The sequence below is a fragment of the Caballeronia sp. Sq4a genome, from assembly GCF_023170545.1.
GTDB lineage: Bacteria > Pseudomonadota > Gammaproteobacteria > Burkholderiales > Burkholderiaceae > Caballeronia.
The window spans coordinates 884386-908158 of sequence record NZ_CP084251.1 but is presented as its reverse complement, the minus strand read 5'-3'; the positions used below and the strand labels follow the sequence as shown (position 1 = coordinate 908158).

21 protein-coding genes are annotated in these 23773 nt (G+C 64.9%); 13 read left to right on the top strand and 8 right to left on the bottom strand.

The genetic code is table 11. The features are described from left to right. The first annotated feature begins 39 nt into the window (after positions 1–39). On the top strand, positions 40–933 hold the full coding sequence (locus LDZ24_RS18175) for a ferritin-like domain-containing protein (RefSeq protein ID WP_248322604.1): 894 nt from the start codon (positions 40–42) through the stop codon (positions 931–933). Here LDZ24_RS18175 and LDZ24_RS18170 read toward each other — a convergent pair. Further along, positions 926–1666 (bottom strand): TetR/AcrR family transcriptional regulator, encoded by a 741-nt coding sequence (locus tag LDZ24_RS18170; RefSeq protein ID WP_248322603.1) that lies wholly within the window; start codon positions 1664–1666, stop codon positions 926–928. The genes LDZ24_RS18175 and LDZ24_RS18170 overlap by 8 nt on opposite strands. A 163-nt stretch (positions 1667–1829) precedes the next feature. Between LDZ24_RS18170 and LDZ24_RS18165 the strand changes: the two genes are divergently transcribed. Genes LDZ24_RS18165 through LDZ24_RS18155 form a run of 3 tightly spaced genes read left to right on the top strand, consistent with a single transcriptional unit; the run spans position 1830 to position 6640 of the window. Next, positions 1830–3011 (top strand): isovaleryl-CoA dehydrogenase, encoded by a 1182-nt coding sequence (locus LDZ24_RS18165; protein WP_248322602.1) that lies wholly within the window; start codon positions 1830–1832, stop codon positions 3009–3011. 11 nt (positions 3012–3022) lie between these two features. Beyond that, the gene (locus tag LDZ24_RS18160; protein ID WP_248322601.1) at positions 3023–4630 is read left to right on the top strand and encodes a carboxyl transferase domain-containing protein; all 1608 of its coding nucleotides are present in this window, start codon (positions 3023–3025) and stop codon (positions 4628–4630) included. Between the two features lie 15 nt (positions 4631–4645). After that, entirely contained in the window at positions 4646–6640 is a 1995-nt protein-coding gene (locus LDZ24_RS18155; protein ID WP_248322600.1) for an acetyl/propionyl/methylcrotonyl-CoA carboxylase subunit alpha, read from the top strand. Here LDZ24_RS18155 and LDZ24_RS18150 read toward each other — a convergent pair. Then, positions 6637–7161 (bottom strand): OmpA family protein, encoded by a 525-nt coding sequence (locus tag LDZ24_RS18150; protein ID WP_175941142.1) that lies wholly within the window; start codon positions 7159–7161, stop codon positions 6637–6639. The two genes, LDZ24_RS18155 and LDZ24_RS18150, sit on opposite strands and share 4 nt — an antisense overlap. 170 nt (positions 7162–7331) lie before the next feature. Between LDZ24_RS18150 and LDZ24_RS18145 the strand changes: the two genes are divergently transcribed. Beyond that, a complete protein-coding gene (locus LDZ24_RS18145) occupies positions 7332–8423 on the top strand; it encodes an AI-2E family transporter (protein ID WP_248322599.1) in 1092 nt (363 codons plus the stop codon). A gap of 13 nt (positions 8424–8436) precedes the next feature. Here the strand turns inward: LDZ24_RS18145 and LDZ24_RS18140 are convergent, their stop codons facing one another. The 3 genes from LDZ24_RS18140 to pcaH form a co-directional block, all read right to left on the bottom strand. After that, entirely contained in the window at positions 8437–8745 is a 309-nt protein-coding gene (locus tag LDZ24_RS18140) for a DUF2288 domain-containing protein (protein ID WP_206469326.1), read from the bottom strand. 78 nt (positions 8746–8823) lie between these two features. After that, entirely contained in the window at positions 8824–9414 is a 591-nt protein-coding gene (gene pcaG, locus LDZ24_RS18135) for a protocatechuate 3,4-dioxygenase subunit alpha (RefSeq protein WP_248322598.1), read from the bottom strand. A 2-nt stretch (positions 9415–9416) separates the two neighbouring features. Continuing rightward, positions 9417–10118, bottom strand: coding sequence for a protocatechuate 3,4-dioxygenase subunit beta (gene pcaH / locus LDZ24_RS18130; RefSeq protein ID WP_248322597.1), 702 nt, complete (start codon positions 10116–10118; stop codon positions 9417–9419). Between the two features lie 112 nt (positions 10119–10230). Between pcaH and pcaQ the strand changes: the two genes are divergently transcribed. After that, positions 10231–11169, top strand: coding sequence for a pca operon transcription factor PcaQ (gene pcaQ, locus LDZ24_RS18125; protein ID WP_248322596.1), 939 nt, complete (start codon positions 10231–10233; stop codon positions 11167–11169). A gap of 190 nt (positions 11170–11359) precedes the next feature. Then, positions 11360–11728: a PleD family two-component system response regulator gene (locus LDZ24_RS18120; RefSeq protein WP_206469330.1), complete on the top strand. Its 369-nt coding sequence runs from the start codon at positions 11360–11362 to the stop codon at positions 11726–11728. Here the strand turns inward: LDZ24_RS18120 and LDZ24_RS18115 are convergent. Further along, positions 11725–12438 carry a 1-acyl-sn-glycerol-3-phosphate acyltransferase gene (locus tag LDZ24_RS18115; RefSeq protein ID WP_248322595.1) on the bottom strand — a complete coding sequence of 238 codons (714 nt, stop codon included), beginning with the start codon at positions 12436–12438 and terminating at the stop codon, positions 11725–11727. The two genes, LDZ24_RS18120 and LDZ24_RS18115, sit on opposite strands and share 4 nt — an antisense overlap. Before the next feature lie 136 nt (positions 12439–12574). On the opposite strand from LDZ24_RS18115, the gene pip reads away from it, so the two are divergent. Beyond that, positions 12575–13546, top strand: a complete 972-nt coding sequence (gene pip / locus LDZ24_RS18110) for a prolyl aminopeptidase (RefSeq protein ID WP_248322594.1) — start codon at positions 12575–12577, stop codon at positions 13544–13546. 497 nt (positions 13547–14043) lie between these two features. Here pip and LDZ24_RS18105 read toward each other — a convergent pair whose 3' ends face one another. After that, positions 14044–15282, bottom strand: a complete 1239-nt coding sequence (locus LDZ24_RS18105; protein ID WP_248322593.1) for an EAL domain-containing protein — start codon at positions 15280–15282, stop codon at positions 14044–14046. Positions 15283–15584: 302 nt separating this feature from the next. Between LDZ24_RS18105 and LDZ24_RS18100 the strand changes: the two genes are divergently transcribed. The 3 genes from LDZ24_RS18100 (at position 15585) to LDZ24_RS18090 (ending at position 20403) form a co-directional block, all read left to right on the top strand. Further along, positions 15585–16007, top strand: coding sequence for a hypothetical protein (locus LDZ24_RS18100; protein ID WP_159834340.1), 423 nt, complete (start codon positions 15585–15587; stop codon positions 16005–16007). A 585-nt stretch (positions 16008–16592) separates the two neighbouring features. After that, positions 16593–17267, top strand: coding sequence for a hypothetical protein (locus LDZ24_RS18095; RefSeq protein ID WP_371747428.1), 675 nt, complete (start codon positions 16593–16595; stop codon positions 17265–17267). A gap of 166 nt (positions 17268–17433) precedes the next feature. Then, positions 17434–20403, top strand: coding sequence for a bifunctional diguanylate cyclase/phosphodiesterase (locus tag LDZ24_RS18090; protein ID WP_248322592.1), 2970 nt, complete (start codon positions 17434–17436; stop codon positions 20401–20403). Between the two features lie 32 nt (positions 20404–20435). Here the strand turns inward: LDZ24_RS18090 and LDZ24_RS18085 are convergent, their stop codons facing one another. Next, positions 20436–20645 carry a hypothetical protein gene (locus tag LDZ24_RS18085; protein WP_248322591.1) on the bottom strand — a complete coding sequence of 70 codons (210 nt, stop codon included), beginning with the start codon at positions 20643–20645 and terminating at the stop codon, positions 20436–20438. Positions 20646–20874: 229 nt separating this feature from the next. Here LDZ24_RS18085 and hutU point away from each other — a divergent pair, with 229 nt between their 5' ends. Further along, positions 20875–22548, top strand: a complete 1674-nt coding sequence (hutU, locus tag LDZ24_RS18080; protein ID WP_248322590.1) for a urocanate hydratase — start codon at positions 20875–20877, stop codon at positions 22546–22548. Then, a complete protein-coding gene (gene hutI / locus LDZ24_RS18075; RefSeq protein WP_248322589.1) occupies positions 22545–23765 on the top strand; it encodes an imidazolonepropionase in 1221 nt (406 codons plus the stop codon). The genes hutU and hutI overlap by 4 nt, the downstream gene beginning before the upstream one ends. Positions 23766–23773 lie beyond the last annotated feature (8 nt).

Genomic DNA, 23773 nt, shown 5'->3' with positions numbered 1-23773 from the left:
ATCCGCAGAACGTTCCTTGTAGAAGCCAACAATTCGAATATGTCCGACACGCTCACCCAAGTCGAAGCAGATCATGCGATGCGTAACTGGATCTATCGATCCGAAGGCCGGATTCGGATCGGTTCCGAACTGCACAAGCGCATGTTCTGCGAGATGCTGCTGACGACGCACAATCCTTACAAGCCTGCCGTCATCGAGTGGCCGAAGCTGGACCCGGCGGCGCTCAGGCGCGTCACGTCGCTGCCGATCTGGGATATCGCGGTGCAGACGGAAGGGCGCGCGTCGATTCGCGTGGCGACGTATGCGGCGAGCGTGTCCGACCCGCTGCTCAACGAAGCGCTACGCATGAACGGCGGCGAAGAGGCGCGGCACAAGCTCGTGCTGTCGAAGCTCGTCGAGGCGTACGGCATCGAACTCGCGCCCGAGCCGCCGTATCCCGCGCCCGACGACGCCCTGCGCGCGTGGATGCTCACGGGCTACAGTGAGTGCATCGACAGTTTCTTCGCGTTCGGTCTTTTCGAGGCGGCGCGCCAGTCGGGCTATTTCCCGGAGGCGCTCGTCGAGACGTTCGAGCCGGTGATACAGGAAGAGGCGCGGCACATCCTGTTCTTTGCGAACTGGGTGGCGTGGTATCGGCGCAGCTTGCCGTGGTATCGCAAGCCCGGCTTCCTGCTGAAGACGGCGGGCGTGTGGCTTTCGCTGATCCGCGATCGCATTTCGCTCGCGCGGGGTTTCGACAAGAGCGGCGCGGCGCAGGACGCGAATTTCCCGGCGAACGTCGGCGATTCGGTGGCCGGGAACGTGTCGGTGGGCGCGTTGATCGATCTGTGTCTGGTCGAGAACGAGCGTCGCATGGCGGGCTACGACGCGCGGCTGCTGCGGCCGACCACCGTGCCGATGCTCGCGCGGCTGGCGCGGCGGTTTGTTAAATAGCCGAGCTTGCCCCGGCTCCTTTCGCCCGCTCCTCATACCGCCGCGACGCATCCTCCACGTCCTGCCTGAACCGTGCCAGCGCCGCGAGCTGCGCATCCGGCGGTTGCAGCGCGGCCCACAACACATCCACCAGTTCATCCGCCGTCGTCTCGATCTGAGCCTGACTCAGGCGGCGCTTCGCAAGCGTCGCGTCCCACAGCACATGCTCCATCGGCCCGAAAACGAGCGAGCGCAACAGACGCAGCGACACGTCCGCGCGTATGTGCCCGAGCGCCTGCCCGCGCGCGAGCACGTCCATCAGCGGCGCGGTGTAGCGGCGCTGCAATTCAGTCAGCGTGTCCGACAGATCATGCTGTTTCGTGCGGCCTTCGGACAGCACCAGCGAACATAAGCCGGTGCCGTTGACGAGCATCAGCCGCAAATGCGTCCGCACGATGAACGCGAACTGTTGCCGGATCGAGCCCTCGCGCGGTAGCCCGCTCTCGAACGCGTCGATGATCTCGTCGTACCAGTCGGCGATCACGCGCGCGCACAGCGCCCGCTTGCCACTGAAGTAGCTAAAGACGGTCGCCTCGGAGATGCCCGCGCGCTGGGCGATTTCCGCCGTGGTCGCCGCGTCGTAGCCTTTTTCTGCGAAGACGTCGCGGCCCGCTTGCAGGATGTCGCGCACGCGTTGCTGCGATTTGACGCCGGCAGGCGTGCGGCGGCCGGTTCCGGTGGATTGCGTGGACATGATCGTGCCGAAGATTGTCGGGAACAAATGTGAGCGTAGCTCAAAACCCTATTGACGGCTACCCGATTTGAGCGTGAAATGAGCCACCATTCGGTTAGATGCCCGTTGTGAGCCAGGCTCAAATTCGGGCGCGCCAACCCCACTGCATATTGAGGAGACACCCATGAGCACCGTGCCGGGCCTGAACTTCGCGCTGGGCGAAGACATCGACATGTTGCGCGACACGCTCGTCAACTTCGCAGCGAAGGAGATTGCGCCGCGCGCCGCGGAAATCGACCGTACCGACCAGTTCCCGATGGACCTGTGGAAGAAATTCGGCGATCTCGGCGTGCTCGGCATGACGGTCTCCGAAGAATACGGCGGCGCGAACATGGGCTACACCGCGCACATGGTCGCGATGGAGGAAATCTCGCGCGCGTCGGCGTCGGTCGGGCTGTCGTACGGCGCGCATTCGAATCTGTGCGTGAACCAGATTCATCGCAATGGCACCGAAGCGCAGAAGCGCAAATATCTGCCGAAGCTCGTATCCGGCGAGCATGTGGGCGCGCTGGCGATGAGCGAGCCCAACGCCGGGTCGGACGTGGTCAGCATGAAGCTGCGCGCCGACGAAAAGAGCGATCACTATGTGCTGAACGGCACGAAGATGTGGATCACCAACGGCCCGGATTGCGACACGCTCGTCGTGTATGCGAAGACGGACATCGAAGCGGGCGCGAGAGGCATCACCGCGTTCATCGTCGAGAAGGGCATGAAGGGCTTCTCCGTCGCGCAGAAGCTGGACAAGCTCGGCATGCGCGGTTCGCATACGGGCGAGCTCGTGTTCGAGAACGTCGAAGTGCCGAAAGAGAACATCCTCGGCGCGTTGAACGGCGGCGTGAAGGTGCTGATGAGCGGCCTCGACTATGAACGCGCCGTGCTCGCGGGCGGTCCGACCGGCATCATGCTCGCCTGCATGGATGCGGTCGTGCCGTACATCCACGATCGCAAGCAATTCGGGCAAGCCATCGGCGAATTCCAACTGATTCAGGGCAAGGTCGCGGATCTTTATACGACGCTGCAAGCGTGCCGCGCTTATCTGTACGCCGTCGGCCGCCAGCTCGATACACTCGGCTCCGGCCACGTGCGTGACGTGCGCAAGGACTGCGCGGGCGTCATTCTCTATACCGCCGAAAAAGCGACGTGGATGGCCGGCGAAGCAATCCAGATTCTCGGCGGCAACGGCTATATCAACGAATATCCGGTCGGGCGTCTCTGGCGCGATGCCAAGCTCTATGAAATCGGCGCGGGCACGAGCGAGATCCGCCGCATGCTGATCGGGCGCGAACTGTTCGCAGAGACGGCATAAGGGCGCGCGTCATGACCATCATCGAATCGAAGCTGAATCCGCGCGGCGAGGAGTTCCGCACCAACGCGGCCGCGCTCGAAGCACTCGTCGCGGACCTGAAAGAGAAGGTCGCGAAGATCGCGGAAGGCGGCGGGCAGGCGGCGCGCGACCGTCATTTGTCGCGTAACAAGCTGCTGCCGCGCGATCGCATCGCGCAGTTGCTCGATCCCGGCACGCCGTTTCTCGAACTCTCGCCACTCGCGGCGTACGGCATGTACAACGACGAAGCGCCGGGCGCGGGCATCATCACCGGCATCGGGCGCATTGCGGGGCAGGAGTGCGTGATCGTCTGCAACGACGCCACCGTGAAAGGCGGCACGTACTATCCGGTCACGGTAAAGAAGCATCTGCGCGCACAGGAAATCGCGGAGCAGAATCGCTTGCCGTGCGTGTATCTCGTCGATTCGGGCGGCGCGAACCTGCCGAATCAGGACGACGTGTTCCCAGACCGCGATCACTTCGGCCGCATCTTCTATAACCAGGCGAACATGTCGGCGCAGGGCATCGCGCAGATTGCCGTCGTCATGGGATCGTGCACGGCGGGCGGCGCTTATGTGCCCGCGATGAGCGATGAATCGATCATCGTGAAGGATCAGGGCACGATCTTCCTGGGCGGTCCGCCGCTCGTGAAGGCAGCAACGGGCGAGGAAGTGAGCGCGGAAGACCTGGGCGGCGGCGATGTTCACACGCGGCTCTCGGGCGTCGTCGATCATCTGGCGCAAAACGATGCGCATGCGCTCGGCATCGCGCGCAGCATCGTCGGCAATCTCAATCGCGTGAAAGCGCCGACGCTCGCGCTCAAGGAACCGCTGCCGCCGCGTTATGAGCCGGAGAGCGTGTACGGCGTGATTCCGGTCGATACGCGTAAGCCCTTCGATGTGCGCGAAGTGATCGCGCGCATCGTCGACGATTCCGCATTCGATGAATTCAAGGCGCGTTACGGGACCACGCTCGTTTGCGGCTTCGCGCATATCTGGGGGCATCCGGTCGGCATCGTCGCGAACAACGGCATTCTGTTTTCCGAATCCGCGTTGAAGGGCGCGCATTTCATCGAACTGTGCTGCCAGCGCAAGATTCCGCTCGTGTTCTTGCAGAACATCACGGGCTTCATGGTCGGGCGCAAGTACGAGAACGAAGGCATCGCGCGTAACGGCGCGAAGATGGTCACGGCGGTGGCAACGGCAAAGGTGCCGAAGTTCACGGTCATCATCGGCGGCTCGTTCGGCGCGGGCAATTACGGCATGTGCGGCCGCGCGTATTCGCCGCGTTTCCTGTGGATGTGGCCGAACGCGCGCATCTCGGTGATGGGCGGCGAGCAGGCCGCGTCGGTGCTCGCGACTGTGCGCCGCGACGGCATCGAGAAGAAGGGCGGCACGTGGTCGAAGGAAGACGAGGAAGCGTTCAAGGCGCCGATTCGCGAGCAGTACGAGGTGCAGGGCCATCCGTACTATGCGAGCGCGCGGCTGTGGGACGACGGCGTGATCGATCCGGCGCAAACCCGCGACGTGCTCGGCCTCGGACTCGCGGCGACGATGAACGCGCCTATCGAAGACACGCGCTTCGGCGTGTTCCGCATGTAACCGGATGTGATGCCCATGTTCAACAAGATACTGATTGCGAACCGCGGCGAAATTGCATGCCGCGTGGCGGCGACGGCCAGGCGCCTGAACGTGGCGAGCGTCGCCGTGTATTCGGATGCGGACGCGAAAGCCAAGCACGTCGATGTCTGCGACGAAGCGGTGCACGTCGGCGGATCGGCTGCGTCGGAGAGCTATCTGCGCATCGAGCGTATTGTCGAAGCCGCGAAAGCGACCGGCGCGCAGGCCGTTCATCCGGGCTATGGCTTTCTTTCGGAGAACGAAGAATTCGCCAGCGCCTGCGAACAGGCGGGCATCGTGTTCATCGGACCGCCGGTGGGAGCGATACGCGCGATGGGTTCGAAAGCCGCAGCGAAGGCACTGATGCAGTCCGCATCCGTGCCGCTCGTGCCCGGCTATCACGGCGACGATCAGGACGCGGCGCTGCTGCAACGGGAGGCGGACCGCATCGGCTATCCGGTACTGCTGAAGGCGAGCGCGGGCGGCGGTGGCAAAGGCATGCGCGTGGTCGAGCGCAGCGAAGACTTCATGCAGGCGCTCGCGTCGTGCAAGCGCGAGGCGGCGTCGAGCTTCGGCAACGACCGCGTGTTGATCGAGAAGTATCTGCTGCGTCCGCGACACGTCGAAGTGCAGGTCTTCGCGGACACGCACGGCAACGCGGTGTATCTGTTCGATCGCGACTGCTCGGTGCAGCGGCGTCATCAAAAGGTACTGGAAGAAGCGCCCGCGCCCGGCCTCTCCGATGACACGCGTCGCGCGATGGGCGAAGCCGCCGTTGCCGCTGCGCGCGCCGTGAATTACGTCGGCGCGGGCACGGTCGAATTCATCATGACGCAGGACGGCCAGTTCTATTTCATGGAGATGAACACGCGGCTGCAAGTCGAGCATCCGGTGACGGAAATGGTGACGGGGCTCGATCTCGTCGAATGGCAATTGCGCGTCGCGGCGGGCGAGCCGCTGCCGCTGAAGCAGGACGAGCTACGCGTGAACGGCCACGCGATCGAGGCGCGCATCTATGCCGAGAATCCGTCGCGCGGCTTCTTGCCGTCGACGGGCACGCTCAAGCATCTGGCGCTGCCTGACGCCGTGGAATTCACGCTCGATGGCAACGTGCGCATCGACAGCGGCGTGCGCGAAGGCGACGCCATCACGCCGTTCTACGATCCGATGATCGCGAAACTGATCGTGCATGGCCGCGACCGCCGCGATGCGCTCGCTCGCATGGCGCGCGCGCTCGCGCAGTGCGAGATCGTCGGCTTGCAGACGAACGTCGAGTTCCTGCAACGCATTGTGAGAAGCGAGCCGTTTTCGCAAGGCGAACTGGATACGGGTCTCATCGAGCGTCATCGCGATGCGCTGTTCGCGCCGTCGCCGGTATCGCGCGGCAAGGCGCTCGCGCTTGCGTGCGCCGCGCTGCTCACGCGCGAGGGTGGCGAAGCGCACGGCCATTCGCCGTGGGACGCGCTCTCGCACTGGCGCATGGCGGGCGGCTACAGCCAGGACCTGAACTGGCGCGCGGTCGACACGGACGAGGCGCTGAAGGTCGTCTTCACGAAAGATCGTGAAAAGCGCCTGCAATGGGACGAGAAAACCGCGCGCTTCGACTGGTCGCATCGCGGAGAAACGTCGTTCACGGTCCAGCTCGACGATGCGCTCATCAAAGGTCACGTCTTCACGGACGGCGACACGTTCCACGTCTTTTACGAAGGCGCGGCGTTCGCGTTCGAATGGCAGAACCTGATGGCGCACGCAGGCGACGCGGAGCACGAAGGGCGTCTCACCGCGCCGATGCCGGGCAAGGTGATCGCCGTGTTGGTGAAAGCGGGCGCTTCGGTGGAAAAGGGCGCGCCGCTGATCGTCATGGAAGCGATGAAGATGGAGCACACGATCGTCGCGCCGACGGCGGGCAAGATCGGCGAGATTCTCTTCGATGTCGGCGATCAGGTCGCCGACGGCTCGCAACTGCTCGTGCTCGAAGCGCAGCCGGCCTAGCGCTTCTTCTTCGGCGGGCGGCCGAGCAGCGTTTCTTCGCTCTCCGCCCGCACGAGTATCTCGACGCGCCGGTTCATCGCGCGGCCTTGCGGCGTGTCGTTGCTCGCGATGGGCCGCAGATACGCCATGCCCTTGGTCGTGAGACGCTCGGCCGGCACGCCCCGCGCGATCAGCGCGCGCGCGACCGCTTCTGCGCGCGCCTGTGAAAGCGTCTTGTTATAGGCGAGCGTGCCGTCGTTATCCGTGTGGCCTTCGATCAGCACGGGCCGCATGCTGCGCTTGAGCACCGTTGCGGCGCGGTCCAGCGCCGGCAGACTGCCGCGGCGAATCTCCGCTTCGTCGGTATCGAAAAGCGCGACTTCGGGAAGCCGCATCTCCACGCCGCCGTTCACCTGCTGCATCGAGATGCCGTATTGCGCATTCAGACGCTCTTCCGTCGAGCGGTCCAGCTTGGTCCCGCAGCCCGTCAACAGCGCGAGCGACGCACATGCTGCCACCGCCAATAAGCCTTTGCCGACCATTCCGAGATTCCTGCGTTGATGCCCGAGCCGCGATTATAGGGACGACTGAGCGCAGTTTTGTAAAGAACGTTGCATCAATCGTTGCTGCGAAGTGGAACGAATCGTGCGATTACAATGCACCCGGCTCTATCGCTTTCGCTTGTTGTCGATTCCCTCAGAGGCTCCCTTTCATGGCGATTTCATCGCGCACCGAGACCACGCCCAACGCGGCGGAAGCGGCCGAGCGCACGCGCAGGATGCAGCGCGCGGCGTCGGCGGTGCTCTATACCGTGCTCGTGCTGGTCGCGGCTTATACCGCGCGCACCTTCATTCCCGCGGTCGTCTGGGCCGTCGTGATCGCCATTGCGTTGTGGCCGGCGTTCGGCTGGCTGGAGCGGCGTCCGATCTTCCGCCAGCGTCATACGCTGCTGGCGGTGCTGCTGACGCTTGCGGTCGGCTTGCTCTTCGTGGTGCCGTTCGCCGTCGTCGCGGCGCAGACCGCGGACGAAGCGCACGACATGCTGCAATGGTTCCATGAGATCCTGCGCACCGGCATTCCGGTGCCCGCGTTCGTTCAACGGCTGCCGACAGGCGGGCAGCAAATCGCGCACTGGTGGCAGGCCAATCTCGCGACGCCGCTCGAATCTTCGCCGGCGGTCAAGAACCTGCATAGCGCGACATTCGTGGCGATGACGCGGCATTTCGGCAGCCGCGTCGTGCATGGCCTCGTGATCTTCGGCTTCATGCTGATGACGCTCTTCTTCATCTTCCAGGCGGGCGCGAAGCTCGGCAGGCAACTCATCGCGGGCTCGCGGCGCGCGCTGGGCGCGGACGGCGCGGCGCTGTTGCAGCGCATGGCCGATTCGGTGCGCAGCACGGTCGTCGGCTTGGTCGTCGTGGGATTGGGCGAGGGCGCGTTGCTCGGCATTGCCTACGCCGTGACGGGCGTGCCGCACGCGACGCTGCTCGGCATGCTGACGGCGGTCGCCGCGATGCTGCCGTTCTGCGCGCCGATCGTCTTTCTCGGCTCGGCGCTTTGGCTGCTGGCGCAAGGCTCGATGATCGCGGCGGCGGGCGTGGCGATCTTCGGGCTTGTCGTGGTGTTCGTCTCGGAGCACTTCGTGCGGCCGGTGCTAATCGGCGGGTCGACGCGCCTGCCGTTTCTGCTCGTGCTGTTCGGCATTCTGGGCGGCGCGGAGACGTTCGGGCTGCTCGGGCTCTTTATCGGTCCGGCGCTGATGACGATTCTCGTCGTGCTGTGGACCGACTGGGTTCGCGCCTGACGCGTGCGTTCGGTCAGTCGCCGCGTTCCTGCACGCACACCCACGGCGACACGACCACGGCCCACAACTCGGGATCGCGCGCGGCGAGGTCGGCGGCTGTTTCGGACTGCACGCGCTCGACGAGCCCCGCCGAAAGCCATTGCGTGACTTGCTGGGTGTCGTCGCTGGCGACCGCTTCGGCCACGCTCACGAGATCGAGATCGCGCTTCACCCAGATCAGCACGCCCTTCGCGAAGAAACGTTCGAGTTCCGACCAGCCGATCTGCGCGGTTTCGGCGAGGAGCTTCACATAGAGCGGGCTGGGATTGGCGGCGTCGGTCATGGCGGGAATGCGATAAAAACGAAAGGCGTCCGACACTATAGCGCAGTGCCGGACGCCTTCTTTGCAGCCTACAGCGAATTACAGGTCGAAGAACACGGTCTCATTCGGTCCGCGCAGATGGATGTCGAAGCGGTAAATGGTCGAGGACGTGCCCGGCTCGCGCTTCGCGATCAGCGTGTGGCGGCGCTCGGCCGGCACGCTTTGCAGCACGGTGTCCTTGGCGTTCGCTTCGGCTTCGTCGTCGAAGTAGATGCGCGTGTACGAATGCAGCAGCATGCCGCGCATCAGCAGGATCACGTCGAGGTGCGGCGCGGAATCGTCGTCGGTCGCGCCGGGCTTCACCGTATCGACGATAAAGCGCAACTTCGGGTCCGTGCCCGTGCCGACGCGCGCGAAGCCGCGAAAGCCCGACTCGCGGGCTTCTTCCACGCTCTGCACGTAGCGGCCGTTCGCATCGGCTTGCGCGACTTCGATCAGCGCATCGCCGATCGGCTTGCCTTCCGCGTCGAACACGTTGCCGACCACGGCGATGTGCTCGCCCGGCACTTCGCGGTCCGCTGCCGAAGCGGTGAACAGGCTCTTGAGGTCGAAGTTGTACTGCTCCGGAACGAGGCCGTACGCGAAATACGGTCCGACGGTCTGCGAGGGCGTTTGCTTGAGGGTCGTCATGATCACTCCGTCGGGGTCTCGTCCGGGCCGCGCAGCACGATGTCGAATTCGTAGCCGAGCGCGTAGTTTTCTTGCGTCGTATCGATGGAGAAGCGCGAAACCAGCCGATGCCGCGCATGCTCCGGAATGCCCTGGAAAATCGGATCGAGTTCGAGCAGCGGGTCGCCGGGGAAGTACATCTGCGTGACGAGGCGCGAGCCGAAGTATTCGCCGAAGAGCGAGAAGTGAATGTGGTTCGGCCGCCATGCGTTCGGATGGTTGCCCCACGGATACGCGCCCGGCTTGATCGTCATGAAGCGGTAGCGGCCCTGATCGTCGGTCAGGCAGCGGCCCGCGCCGAGGAAGTTCGGGTCGAGCGGGGCGTCGTGCTGATCCGCCTTGTGCACGTAACGCCCGGCGGGATTCGCCTGCCACACTTCGACGAGCGTGTTGCGCACGGGGCGACCGCCTTCGTCGAGCACGCGGCCCGTCACGATGATGCGCTCGCCGAGCGGCGCGCCGTTCTTCGCGGCATTGCGCGTGAGGTCGTTGTCGTACATGCCGAGATCGTCCGCGCCGTACACGGGCACGCGGCGATTGCGCAGGTTTTCCTTGAGCGGGATGAGCGGCAGCGAAGGACTGCGCGACACCGACGACCGGTAGCCCGGCGACAGGTACGGCGGATGCGATTCCCAGTCGCGCGGCGTGAGAATGGGGGACGTCATGTCACTGTCTCCTGATGATGTGACGTGAATAGGATATTTCTGGCGACTACTTTATCGAACGCGCCGAGTTATGGAAAATGACGTTTTATGCGGCGAACCATAACGGCTCTTCATGGATACGGACTTCACCAACACGCGCGTCAAGTTCCGACACTTGCAGTGCTTCCTGGCCGTGACGCAACTCGGCAGCGTGCAGCGCGCGGCCGATAGCCTGTCGATCACGCAGCCGGCCGTGTCGAAAACGATCGGCGAACTCGAATCCATTCTAGGCGTGCGGCTCTTCGAGCGCGGACGGCGCGGCGCGGTGCCCACGCGCGAGGGGCGGCTTTTCGCGCCGCACGCGAGCGCGTGCGTGGCGTCGCTGCGCGAGGGCGTCGACATGCTGCTGCGGGAGCGCGGGGACGTGCCGGGCGCGGTGTCGATCGGCGTGCTGCCGACGGTCGCGAACGCGTTGCTGCCGCCCGCGTTCGCCGCCTTCCGGCAGCAATGGCCGGCGGTCTCGCTGAGCGTGCAGACGGATTCCAACGCGCCGCTGCTCGACCGTCTAAAGGCCGGCGAAGTCGATCTGGTGGTCGGGCGGCTGTCGGAACCGGAGGCCATGCACGGGCTGTCGTTCGAGCAGATTTATCGCGAGCCGCTCGCGGTGGCGGTGCGGCGCGATCATCCGCTCGTGTTCGAAACGCCGCTCACGCCGGCACTGCTCACGCGCTTTGCCATCGTCGTGCCGCCGTTCGGCACGCTCATCCGGCAGTCCGCCGAGAGCATGCTGACCGCGTTCGGCGCGCACGCGCTCACGGCGCTTGTCGAAACGCTGTCGGTCTCGCTCGGACGGTCGCTCGCGCTTCATAACGACGCCGTCTGGTTCGTGCCTGCCGGCGCGGTCGAGCACGACATCGCGCTCGGCCTGCTGGTCGCGCTGCCGATGCCGTTCGCCGGCACGGACGAGCCCATCGGACTCATCCGCCGCAACGACGCGGCGCGCACGGCGGTGGAGGAATCGCTCGTGGATGCCATCCGCGAGGCGGGACGCTTGCGCGCGGCGAGCAAATGACCGACGCACGCGCGCGGCCCGCTGTTTGCTCAGGCAGCATTTACCGCGCAAATTTCGCGGGAACAAAATACTATGACGAAAGGGCGGACATGGCGTGCTCGCGGCATCGAAAGCAAACGTTCACGGTCAACCACTCGCTGCCGCCCGGCCCTCGTTCCCGCATTCAACCCGTGCCCGCACCGTTCGCACCATGAAGACCGTACTTCTCGTCGACGACGACCCCAGCACCATCGAAGCCTGGACTCTTTGCATGCAGGGCGAGGATTGCACCGTCCTCAGCGCGTTCGACGGCAACCGGGCGTTATCGATTCTCGGCGAGCAGGCGGTGGACATCGTCGTGTCCGACTGGATGATGCCGGGTCTGGGCGGCGCGCTGCTCTGCCAGACGATGAAGAACGACGCGTCGCTCGCGCACATTCCGTTTCTGATGATCTCGGGGCATCCGAACCCGCCGGCGTTCGTCAGCTACGACGGCTATCTGCGCAAGCCGGTGGACACCGAAACGCTGCTCTCGGCGGTAAACCGGCTGTGCGCCGCGAAGAAACGCCCGCTTTACTAACGCAGTTCGGCGAGCGCCTCGTCCATTTGATGCTGCGCGAGCCGGTTCAATTCCTGCGGAATCTCGCAATCCAGCGGCAGCGGCGGCGTGACGATCACGCGAATGTGCCCGCCGCGGTCCGGCCAGCCTTTCGCGGGCCACACCTTCCCGGCGTCGTGCACGACCGGCACCACGGGCACTTTCGTCGCGCAGGCGAGCCGCACGCCGCCCGAGGCGAGCTTGAGCGGCGCATCATGGGCAACGCGCGTGCCTTCCGGAAAGATGACGACGGCATCGCCCTTTTTCAGCCGCGCCGCGCATTCCCGCGTGACCGCCTGATGCGCCTGCCGGATCGAGCCGCGATCGAGGCTCACCATGTCGAGTCCGCGCAAGACCCAGCCGAAGAACGGAATCTTCATCAGCTCGCGCTTGAAGACGAAGCTGATGCGGCGCGGAAAGAGCGCCATGAACGCGAGCGTCTCCCACGTCGATTCGTGCCGGCTCAGGATGATGAACGGTCCTTGCGGCAGATGCTCCAGCCCTTCGACCGAGCAGGTCACGCCGGCGATGACGCGCATCATCGCGACCATCGCGCGGCACCAGAGCTTCGCGAGCCAGTAGCGCCCGTTTCGGCCGACGAACGGAAAGAGCGGCAGGATCAGGATGGACCAGAGCGTGCCGCTGCCGAGCAGATAGGTAGCGAATAGCCACTTGACGAGAGTGCGGCGCATCGGGCGTGAAAGCTGTCGGATTGAAGGAAGGCGATAAGGGCAGAAGCATAGCGTATCGCTCTTTCGGGAGCTTTCATGCGCGGCTCGCGTCCGAATGCAACAATGGTCGCCGTTCAACACTTTCGGGAAAGACGCGATGGATGCAGTGCCGGTGAATTTCGACGAGGGCATGCTCGACGTCGGCGACGGACATTCGATCTACTGGCGCGCGCAGGGCCCGCGCGATGCGCCCGCGCTGCTCGTCGTGCACGGCGGCCCCGGCGGCGCGATGAACGTGAAGTGGGCGGAAGTGCTCGGCGCGGACGCGTGGCGCGTCGTGTTCTTCGACCAGCGCGGCTGTGGCAAGTCAACGCCTTTCGGCAAGCTCGAACACAACGGCCTCGACGCGCTCGTCGGCGACATGGAAAAGCTGCGCGTCGCGCTCGGCATCGAGCGATGGGCGATTTTCGGCGGTTCGTGGGGCACGACGCTCGGCCTCGCGTACGGCGTCGCGCATCCGGAACGTTGCACGGGCTTCCTGCTGCGCGGCGTGTTCCTCGCGCGTCAGGAGGATATCGACTGGTTCCTGTGGGACGTGCGTCGCGTGTTTCCGGACGCGCACCGCGCGTTTCTCGACGCGATCGAAGCCGCCTGCGGCCAGCGCCCGGCGAACGCGCAGGAGATTCTGACGCTGACCGAGGCGCCGCTCGCGCGCTTCGACGAGGCGGGCGCCCGGCTCGCGCGAGCGTGGACGCTGTATGAGACGACGTTATCGGTCGTCAACAAGCCGGCCACGGAACCCGCCGACGAGGACAAGCGGCCGAGCGCCGAAGCCAACGCCGCCGCGGTTTCCATGGCGCTGCTCGAGCGTCATTACATGGCGGAGGAATTGCCGCCGACGCCGCTATTGCCGCGCGTCGCGCGCATCGCGCATCTGCCGTGCCGCATCGTTCACGGGCGCTTCGACATGGTGTGTCCGGCGGATCAGGCGGTGGCACTCGCGGCCCACTGGCCGGGCGCGGAACTGGCCGTCGTGAGCGGGGCGGGGCACTGGACGTTCGAGCCGGGCAACGTGGCGGCGCTGCGCGTGGGCGCGGCGGCGCTTGCGGAGGCGGTTCGGGGGGCGTGAGGGGGCGGGCGTCTGCGACGATCGCGCGGCTGTCATCACCGGCACGTGAACGCGCGCAGGCGAGTAAGCGAAGCAGCGGCGTGCGCTCGCCGGCCGAGGGTACTCTTGTGGCGAAGTCACGCTCGCCGCAAATGTCGACGCGGGCGTGCCGCAAAGCGACACGCCTTTATCGGTCTGTAATCAGCGCAGGCGAGTGATCGAAGCAGCGACGTGCGCGCGGTGTCGGCGAGTGGTCGCCAGTCGAGAGTTGCGCTTGCGACGATGGCGAGCGCGGCCCGTCATCCGCCCGCAAGCGTGGCCGGACGAGCGATCGACGCGGCGGCGTCCGCGCGGCTTCGCCAGCGCTAGTCAGTCGAGGGTGACGCTTCTGACGATGGCGGGAGAGGCCCGTCACCTGCCTGCCGGCGGGTGCGGACGAGCGATCGGGCAGCGGCGTGCGCGCAACTCCCGCGAGCGGTCGCGAGTTGCTTACGACGATAGCGAGCCCCGACGAGCCATCAAGGCAACGGCGTGCGCGCCGTTTCCGCGAGCCGTCGCCAGTCCAGATCGACGCCCGCGACGATGGTCCGCTCGCCGCGCCGCGTCGCGATAGCGAGCGTCACGCACAGCGAGGTGCCCGTTACGGAGAGATACGGCGCCGACGTGATGACCTGATGCGGCTGCGCGCAGGCATCGACGAAATAGGTGCGATTGTCCCAGCGGCCGCGCGACGGGTCCGCTATCGGCGCGAAACGCTCGCTGCGCCGCTTCGCGCAGGCGCCGGGCAGCGCGGGCATGAACTCGCGGCCGGCTTCGTCGAGAAAGAAACAGCTCACGGTGCTCGGCAGCGCCAGAATCTCGGCGCACGCCGACTCGCCGCTCGCGCCGCCCGCGAGGCGTCGCGCCGCCTGCGCGAGCCCGGCGCGATACGGCATCAGCAAGAGGTCGCGCGTCAGGCGCTCGGTGCGGCGCGTCTGCGCGAGCGTGTCGAATGCCTCTTCGATCAACGCGGTGGCCGCGCCGCCCGGCATCAGCCCTTCGCTCGGCTTGCCGAGGAGATAGCCCTGCACGAAATCGACGTTGGCACGCGCGGCGAGCAGCAGATCCTCGCGCGTCTCGATGCCTTCCGCCACCACGAACATGCCCGACTGATGCAGCAGATCGACGAGCTTCGGCAGCACCCAGTCGCTCAGGTGCGCGCGCTTCTGCGCGTTTTGCACGCGGATGAGACTGCGATCGAGCTTGACGATGTCCGGGCGCATCGTCAGCAGCCGGTCGACGTTGGAGTGCCCCGCGCCGAAGTCATCGACCGCGACGAGAAAGCCTTCCGCGCGAAACGCCCGCGTCGCGCCGGCAATGCGTTCGACGTCGATGCCGCCCGACTCCAGCACTTCGATCACGAGCTGCTCGGGCGCGAGGCCGGCGTCGCGCGTGCGCTGCGCGAATTCGCGCGCATAGCCCGCATCGGTGAAGGTCGCCGGATTCATGTTGACGAAGAGCCACTGGGCGCTCGGCAAGAAGCCGGCGGCGCTGCGCAGATGCGTGAGATGGCTCAGGCGGTCCAGCTCGACGACCTTGCCCGACACGATCGCGCGGCCGAAGAGATCGAACGGACCGATCGGCGGTTCGTCATCGCTCGCGTCTTTCTTGCCGCGCAGCAGCGCCTCATAGCCGATTTCGCGTTGATGCGAGAGGCTGAAGATGGGCTGGACGTGCGTCGAGAGCGTGATGCCGTCGACGACTTCGGCGCGCCGCATCAATCTTCCACCCGTTCGCGCGGGGCGCGGCAGGCGCGCGCCGGCCAGCGGTCGTCAGGCAAAGCAGACGAGGGCGCGCACGGGTCGGCGAACAGATCGGAGAACGGCAGCACGGCAGCAATACGAAACTTCGAATGGGATGCCCACGTTATCGGCGTGCCCGACATGAACTTGAGCGCGCCGCCGGATTTGCCGGTGCACGTCCCGCGACCTATCTTTGATGATGCGGTGATACGATCGCGCTGCAACTACCTGGCGCGCGGCTCGTCGAACGCTGCATTCGAACTTCAAGAGAGACATCGATGGCGCAACAGAAAACCAATCCGAAACTCGAGCAGGCGCTGACGCGCGGCGATCTTGCTATCCGTCAGGCCAACTCGGGCCGCGCCACCGCGGTGCTGCGCGCGCTCGGGAAGATGATCGTCGAGGCATCGGCGACCATCGGCGTCGAGGCGCACGTCGTCATCCACGATGGCGACAAGATCTATGATCCCGCCGACGGCGTCTGGCCGCAGCAATTGCTCGTCTCGCTCGACGGCCCCGTCGAAGAGAACGATCCGGACGAGATTCGCACCGTCACGCTGCTCGCCGACACGCCGGGCACGGTGTTCCGGTGCGAATGGCAGCGCGCAGACGGCAATCTCGGGCGACAGGAAGGCCGGCCGCTCGCCATGGTCGCTTTCATTACGGACGTCGATATTCCCTGGCTCGACGAAGAAGACTAAGGCGGGCTCTGCCTGCACGGCAAACGCGGATAGCAGCTACGGCTGCATCCGCGTTTTTCTTTTGACGGCGTGTGCCAGCGGCAAATACGACACGCAAACGTTTCCGTCAGTGGTTTTCTATTTCGCAACCGCTTAAGAGTCATGTCTTATTTCTGCATTGACAGCTATTCTTCGAATTGCCTCTCGCGCGGGGTTTTGTCTCTGGCTTGCCCTCGTTTCGGTTCACCATTTTCGTGCACGATTATTCCCGTACGGCAGACGCTTATTCGATTGTCGAAGCCTACCGGTTGATAATTCGTTTTAGAAGTTTTCCTCCACCGACGTTGCCCGAAAGTTGCTCCTGAACAGCGGCAAGCGCGCACCCCGTTATTTGACTTCGTGAGAGGCTCGACACGCCGCATTGAGGGTCCTACCTACCATCAGCCCTCATGACGCGGCACATCCTAATCGCCGAGAAAAAATGGGGTTCAACAAATGGAACGTCTGGATCTTGCCAATCACGCCGCCGTCAACCAAGCAAATCAATTCGACAGCGCGCTTCGCCCGACGCTTACGGTCGTGCCCTCGCTTCAGAAAACCGAGCGCATGCCGTTTACTATTCGTATCGTCCGCGACGATGACGGGCTGCAAAAAGCCGTAAGCATCCGACGTTCTGCGTATGGGCGGCATTTGCCGGAATTCGCCGAGAAAATGGCGGTCGAGCGTTCAGACCGCGATCCCGGCACCGCTGTGCTGCTCGCGGAGTCGAAACTCGACGGCGCGCCGCTCGGCACCATGCGCATTCAGACCAATGCGTATGGGCCGCTCGCTGTCGAGCAGTCGATCACGCTGCCGGATCATCTCGCGACGAGCCGCCTCGCCGAAGCCACGCGGCTGGGCGTCGCGGGCGGCATGGTCGGCCGTGTCGTGAAAGTGGCGCTGTGCAAGGCGTTGTGGATGTTCTGCGAATTGCACGACATCGACTGGATGGTGATTACCGCGCGCGCGCCGCTCGACCGCGAATACGAGGCAATGTTGTTCAGAGATGTTTTCGGTGCGAATGAATATCTGCCGATGTCGCATGTCGGTGGGTTACCGCACCGAGTGTTGGCGAAAGAAGTGGCTGTCGCGCGGCAGCGTTGGGAAGAAGCGCGTCATCCATTGTTCAACTATATGGTGAACACGCATCATCCGGACATCGATCTGCAATCTGTCGATTTATCTTTTGATTGGGAAACGGTAGGATGCCCGGAGGCGCCGTTGATGGCTTATGGCCGTTAATGGCACCGCCGTTTTTCAGGGATGCACCAACGAAGGTAAAAAGTAATTAACCGGACCCCGGCGCGGTCCGGTTGGCCAAAAAGGCAGCGGTGACGGCGTGCCGTCCCGCTGTTCGCCAATGCCGGCGCGACGGGGCGCTGGCGGCGTGAACGGGGGTTGTCCAGGTATGGCGTCGGTTATTCCAGCTTCCTTATCGAGATTCAAACGAAGCGGCTCGTGGATCGACGACGCGCTGTACGCGGTCGCCGTCTACGCGGTGCCGTTTCTCATCGCGATCGGCACCATCGCCACGCTTTATTTCCTGCCGCGCCAGTACGAATCGCGCGGCGCCATTGCGCTGCCGCTGCGCGTCGTGGCGGACGAAGGCGAGCAGTTGCGACCCGCCGAGGCGCTCGCTGCGCTGAGCGGCGCGGCGCCCGTTCAGCGTTACAGCACCCATCTTTCCGAAAAGCCCGTCTGGTTCACGTTCACTGCGCCCCCGATGGGCGGCGAGTTGACGACCACGGTGGAATTGCCTTCGCGTCACGCGCAAACGCTTGCCTGCTGGGACGCAGCGACCTTGCTCCCGCTCGGCCGCGCCGACCGCGATTCGGCGAGCGGCTCGATGCATCCGGTGAAGGCCGGCTTCTTCATTCAAGCGGGGCGCCTCACGCAACCCGAGACGATCCTTTGCCGCGGCACGTACTCGGGTCCGGCGCAGATCAACGCGCTCGCGTGGAACTGGCAGGGCCTGCGCAGTTCCGCGCTCGACTTTCAGGAAAGCTCCGGTCTGATCGCGGGCGGTCTCCTGACGCTCGCCGTCTTCGTTTTCGTCACGGCTCTCATCAACCGCGAGTGGACGTACGTAATCTTCGCGGTATGGCTCGTCGGCAATCTTCGTCTGTGCGCGAACGCGATGGGCTGGGACATGCAGTGGCTCGGCCGCGTGCTGCCGTCGGAATTCATGATGCCGCTGCGGCAGATCACGTTCGCCGCCTACTATCTGCTCACGGCCGCGCTCTTTGCGCAGTTGTTCCGTCGCGAGCTACGCGTGGTCGGTTATCGGTGGCTGTTGCGGGTCATTCAGTACGTGGGCATCGTGCTGCTCGTCGCGGCGCTGGCGTTGCCTTATTCGCTGTTCATCCCGACGCTGTGGGTCATCGCGGGATTCGGCATTTGCGTGCTGGTGTTCTTCCTCGTGCGCCTCGTGTGGATGGCGCGTTCGCGGACCGTGCTGTGGTACGTGGCGTCGCTTGCCATCGTGCTGTTCGCCACCTTCTCGGAAGTGCTCGGCGCTGCATTCGGCGTGAAGCTGCTCCTGAGCGGCGTCAACACGGTCATGGCCGCGCTGTCGTCGAGCATGATGGCCGCGTTCGCCATCGCCGAGCAGATGCGCGCCGAGCGCGACGTCCGCCGGCAGGCGCAGATGGAATTGCGCAATACCTATGAAGTCACGCCCATCGGGCTCTTCACGCTCGACGAGAAAGGTCACTTCGTCCGCACGAATCCCGCGTTGCGCGCCATGCTTGACCTGCAAAAAGGCGAGTACAAGCTCCGTCACTGGCACGACTATTTCGAGCCGGGCGCGTGGGGCGCGTTGCAGGCGCTTGCGTCGAAGGGCAGCGACGGCGAACTGGAAATGAGCGGTTCGGTGGAACGCGGCACCGGCGAGCGGCGCTACTTGCTGAAGGCCATACGCTCGAACGGCTGGATAGAAGGTTCCTTGCAGGACACGACCGAACGTTCGAAAGCGGTCGAGCGCCTGCGCTTTCTCGCCGAGCACGATCCGCTCACCGGCTCGCTGAACCGCCGCGGCGTCGAGAAAGCGATCGCTGCGCAGAACGAGGAATCGCTGCCGTGGGCGCTGGCGTATGTCGATCTCGACCGCTTCAAGCTCGTCAACGACCTCTTCGGACACCGAAGCGGCGACGAAGTCTTGCGGCAAGTCGCCGCGCGCACCCGGGCGCATTTTGCGCGCAGCTATCCGGTCGGTCGCATCGGCGGCGACGAGTTCGTCTGCGTGATGAACGACACGTCGATCGAAGACGCCATCGCGCAATGCCGCGAGCTCATTTCCATTCTGAGCGACGCGCCGTATCAGGTCGGCAATCGCGCGTTTCAGGTGAAGGCGTCGATCGGGCTCGTGGAATGTTCGCAGGGCGTGCGCGTGCAGGACGCGCTTTCGCACGCCGACCGCGCGTGCCGCGAAGCCAAGAAGGTCGCGCATACGCACCTGGTCACGTATCGCAAGGGCGCGGCGGCGTTCGAGGAGCGCGCGGAAGAACTGAAGCTCGTCGAAACGCTGGGGCGCAATCGCCTGCCGCCCGGCCTCTTTCTGGTGATGCAGCCGATCATGTCGCTGCGCGCGCCGAACGAGTCGCTGAACTTCGAAGTGCTGCTGCGCATGCGCGCGCCCGACGGGACCACGCTGCCGGCCGGCAAGGTCATCGTCGCGGCGGAGGAATCGGGCAATATCGCGGCCATCGACCGCTGGGTGATTTCGACGCTGCTCGAGTGGATCGAGACGCACCGCCACGAATTGACGAACACGCAGTTTATCTGCGTGAACCTGTCCGGCGGCTCGCTCAACGACGAGCAGTTCATGGAGGACATCTTCGCGCTGTTCGCGCGGCACCAGTCGGTCGTCCAGTATCTGTGTCTCGAGATTACCGAGAGCGTCGCACTGCACGACCTTGAAAACACCCAGCGTTTCATTGCGCGCGTTCACGAGATGGGCGGCAAGATCGCGCTCGACGATTTCGGCGCGGGTTATACGTCGTTCAAGTACCTGAAGTCCCTTTCGGCGGATGCGCTCAAGATCGACGGCGAATTCGTGCGCTCGATGTGCGAGCATCCGGCGGATATCGCGATCGTCGAGGCGATCGTCGCGCTGGCGCGCAATCTCGGCATGCGAAGCGTGGCGGAGTGGGTCGAGGATATCGATACGCTGCGCGCGTTGCAGGAAATCGGCGTCGATTACGTGCAGGGCTTTCTGGTCGCGCGGCCGCAGGACAGTTCGGCCATTCTCGCGGCCCGCTCGGCGGCGAGCTTCGTCAAGGACCCGGAGGTCGTCAGCTTCGTGCAGTGTCTGTCGGAACCGGCGCAGGCCATTGCCATCGACTTCGAGCGGCGCGCGCGCGCCGCGAGCACGCACTGATACTGATAATCCGCGCGTTTTGGCGGCCGGGCTCAGGCCGCCTTCATTTCACTCAGAATCTTTTCCGCCGCAATGGGAATGCGCGTGTCGTCCCATTGCGCGAGCCATTGCAGTTCTTTTCGCGTGAAATAGCCGGCGTGATTCCGAAGCGCATATTGGAGCGCATCGACAATGTGATCGCGGATGATTTGCGGCGCATTATCGTCCGTGACGATTGCGTGAAATGCTTCGAGTGTGCTCATGTGGCGTTTGTCTCGTCGGGCATTAAAGAAATCCATTCAACATAACCGGCCAAAATTGGCGGACGAAATAGTCGGCGCGGCGCTCCGGCGTGCGCGTAGCCGGCGCTTCCTGTCTAGACAAGAAAACGAGAGAGACGCTGTGTCGTGGCCGGGAAATCCCTAATACAACGGGAGTTGTATATACAAGAACATGCGGTGAACCACTCAATGCCCGTGCGCAGGAGCCACCGTGACGTCTTCCTCCCGTTTCCGCGATACCCAGATCCGCGCCCCGCGCGGCAGCCAACTCAACGCCAAAAGCTGGCTGACCGAAGCGCCGCTGCGCATGTTGATGAACAATCTGGACCCGGACGTCGCTGAGAATCCGAACGAACTCGTGGTCTATGGCGGCATCGGGCGGGCGGCGCGCGACTGGGCCTGCTACGACAAAATCGTCGAGACGCTCAAGCGCCTCGAATCCGATGAAACGCTGCTGATCCAGTCGGGCAAGCCGGTCGGCGTCTTTCGCACGCATGAGAACGCGCCGCGCGTGCTCATCGCGAATTCGAATCTCGTGCCGCATTGGGCCAACTGGGAGCACTTCAACGCGCTCGACGCGAAAGGTCTCGCCATGTACGGTCAGATGACGGCGGGAAGCTGGATCTATATCGGCAGCCAGGGCATTGTGCAGGGCACGTACGAGACGTTCGTCGAAGCGGGACGGCAGCATTACGGCGGCACCCTCAAAGGTCGCTGGGTGCTCACGGCGGGCCTCGGCGGCATGGGCGGCGCGCAGCCGCTCGCCGCAACGCTTGCCGGCGCGTGCTCGCTGAATATCGAATGCCAGCAGAGCCGCATCGACTTCCGTCTGAAAACGCGCTACGTCGATGAGCAAGCCAGCGATCTCGACGATGCGCTCGCGCGAATTGGCCGCTATACGTCGGAGGGCCGCGCGGTGTCGGTCGCGTTGTGCGCGAATGCCGCCGACGTGCTGCCCGAGCTCGTGCGGCGCGGCGTGCGGCCGGACCTCGCCACGGATCAGACGAGCGCGCACGATCCGCTGAACGGCTATCTGCCGCGAGGCTGGACGTGGACGCAGTACCGCGACCGCGCGCAGAGCGATCCGGCGGCGACCGTGAAGGCCGCGAAGCAGTCGATGGCCGAGCATGTGCGCGCGATGCTCGCGTTCCGTGAGCAGGGCGTGCCGACGTTCGACTACGGCAACAACATCCGCCAGATGGCGAAGGAAGAAGGCGTCGAAAACGCGTTCGACTTTCCCGGCTTCGTGCCCGCGTATATCCGGCCGCTGTTTTGTCGCGGCGTCGGGCCGTTCCGCTGGGCCGCGCTCTCGGGCGATCCCGAGGACATCTACAAGACCGACGCCAAGGTGAAAGAGCTGATCGCCGACGACGCGCATTTGCATCGCTGGCTCGACATGGCGCGCGAGCGCATCCGCTTTCAGGGCTTGCCGGCGCGCATTTGCTGGGTCGGGCTCGGCCAGCGCGCGAAGCTCGGCATTGCGTTCAACGAAATGGTGCGTAACGGCGAACTGTCGGCGCCGGTCGTGATCGGGCGGGATCATCTGGATTCGGGATCGGTCGCGAGTCCGAATCGCGAAACCGAAGCGATGAAGGACGGCTCCGACGCCGTCTCCGACTGGCCGCTGCTCAATGCGCTGCTGAACACGGCAAGCGGCGCGACGTGGGTGTCGATTCACCACGGCGGCGGCGTCGGCATGGGCTTTTCGCAGCATGCGGGCGTCGTGATCGTGTGCGACGGCAGCCGCGAAGCCGACGAGCGCATTGCGCGGGTGCTGCACAACGATCCGGCGACCGGCGTCATGCGCCACGCGGACGCGGGCTATGACGTCGCGATCGAATGCGCGCGCGAGCAGAACCTCGATCTGCCGATGATTTCGCGATGAGCACGCTCTGGCATCACTGTCACGCGGCAACGATGACAGGCGGCAAGTATTCGACCATCGAGGACGCTGCGATCTTGACGGACGGCGGGCGCATCGAGTGGATCGGGCCGCTTGCCGATACGCCGCGCGATAGCGGCTGCGAGCGAGTCGACCTCGGCGGCGCGTGGGTGACGCCCGGGCTGATCGATTGCCATACGCACCTCGTCTTCGGCGGCGAGCGAAGCGGCGAGTTCGAGGCGCGTCTCGAAGGCGCGACTTACGCGGAAATCGCAGCGCGCGGCGGCGGCATCGCGAGCACGGTGCGCGCGACGCGCGAAGCGAGCGAAGACGCGCTGTTCGACGCGGCCCGCTCTCGCGCGCTGGCTCTGATGCGCGACGGCGTGACGACCATCGAAGTGAAATCCGGCTACGGCCTCGACCTCGCGAACGAACGCAAGATGCTGCGCGTCGCGCGGCGTCTCGCCGGCGCGCTGCCGCTCACGGTGCGCGCGACGTGCCTCGCGGCGCATGCGCTGCCGCCCGAGTACGCGGGCCGCGCGGACGACTACATCGCCTACGTCTGTGAAACGATGCTGCCGGCGCTCGTTCACGAAGAACTCGTCGATGCCGTCGATGCCTTTTGCGAGCATCTCGCGTTTTCGCCGCAGCAAGTCGAGCGCGTGTTCCGGACGGCGCGCGACCTCGGCGTGCCGGTCAAGCTGCACGCGGAGCAGTTGTCGTCGCTGCGCGGCGCGACGCTGGCGGCGCGCTACGAGGCGCTGTCGGCGGACCATCTGGAATACATGACGGAGGACGACGCCATCGCGATGGCGCACGCCGGGACGGTCGCCGTGCTGCTGCCCGGCGCGTTCTACATGCTGCGCGAAACGCAAGTCCCGCCCGTCGACGCGCTGCGCCGGCATGGCGTGCCGATCGCGCTGGCGAGCGACCTGAATCCGGGCACATCGCCCGCGCTGTCGCTGCGCATGATGTTGAACATGGGCTGCACGCTATTTCGTCTGACGCCGGAGGAAGCGCTGGCGGGCGTCACGATCCACGCGGCGCGCGCACTCGGTCTAAAGGAAACGCACGGCTCGCTGGAGGCGGGAAAGGCGGCCGATTTCGTGGCTTGGCGCATCAACCGGCCTGCGGAACTCGCGTACTGGCTTGGCGGCGCGCTGCCGAATCGGGTGGTTCGAAAAGGCGAGGAGATCGCCCTCGATACGCTCGCCGGATAAGACGACGC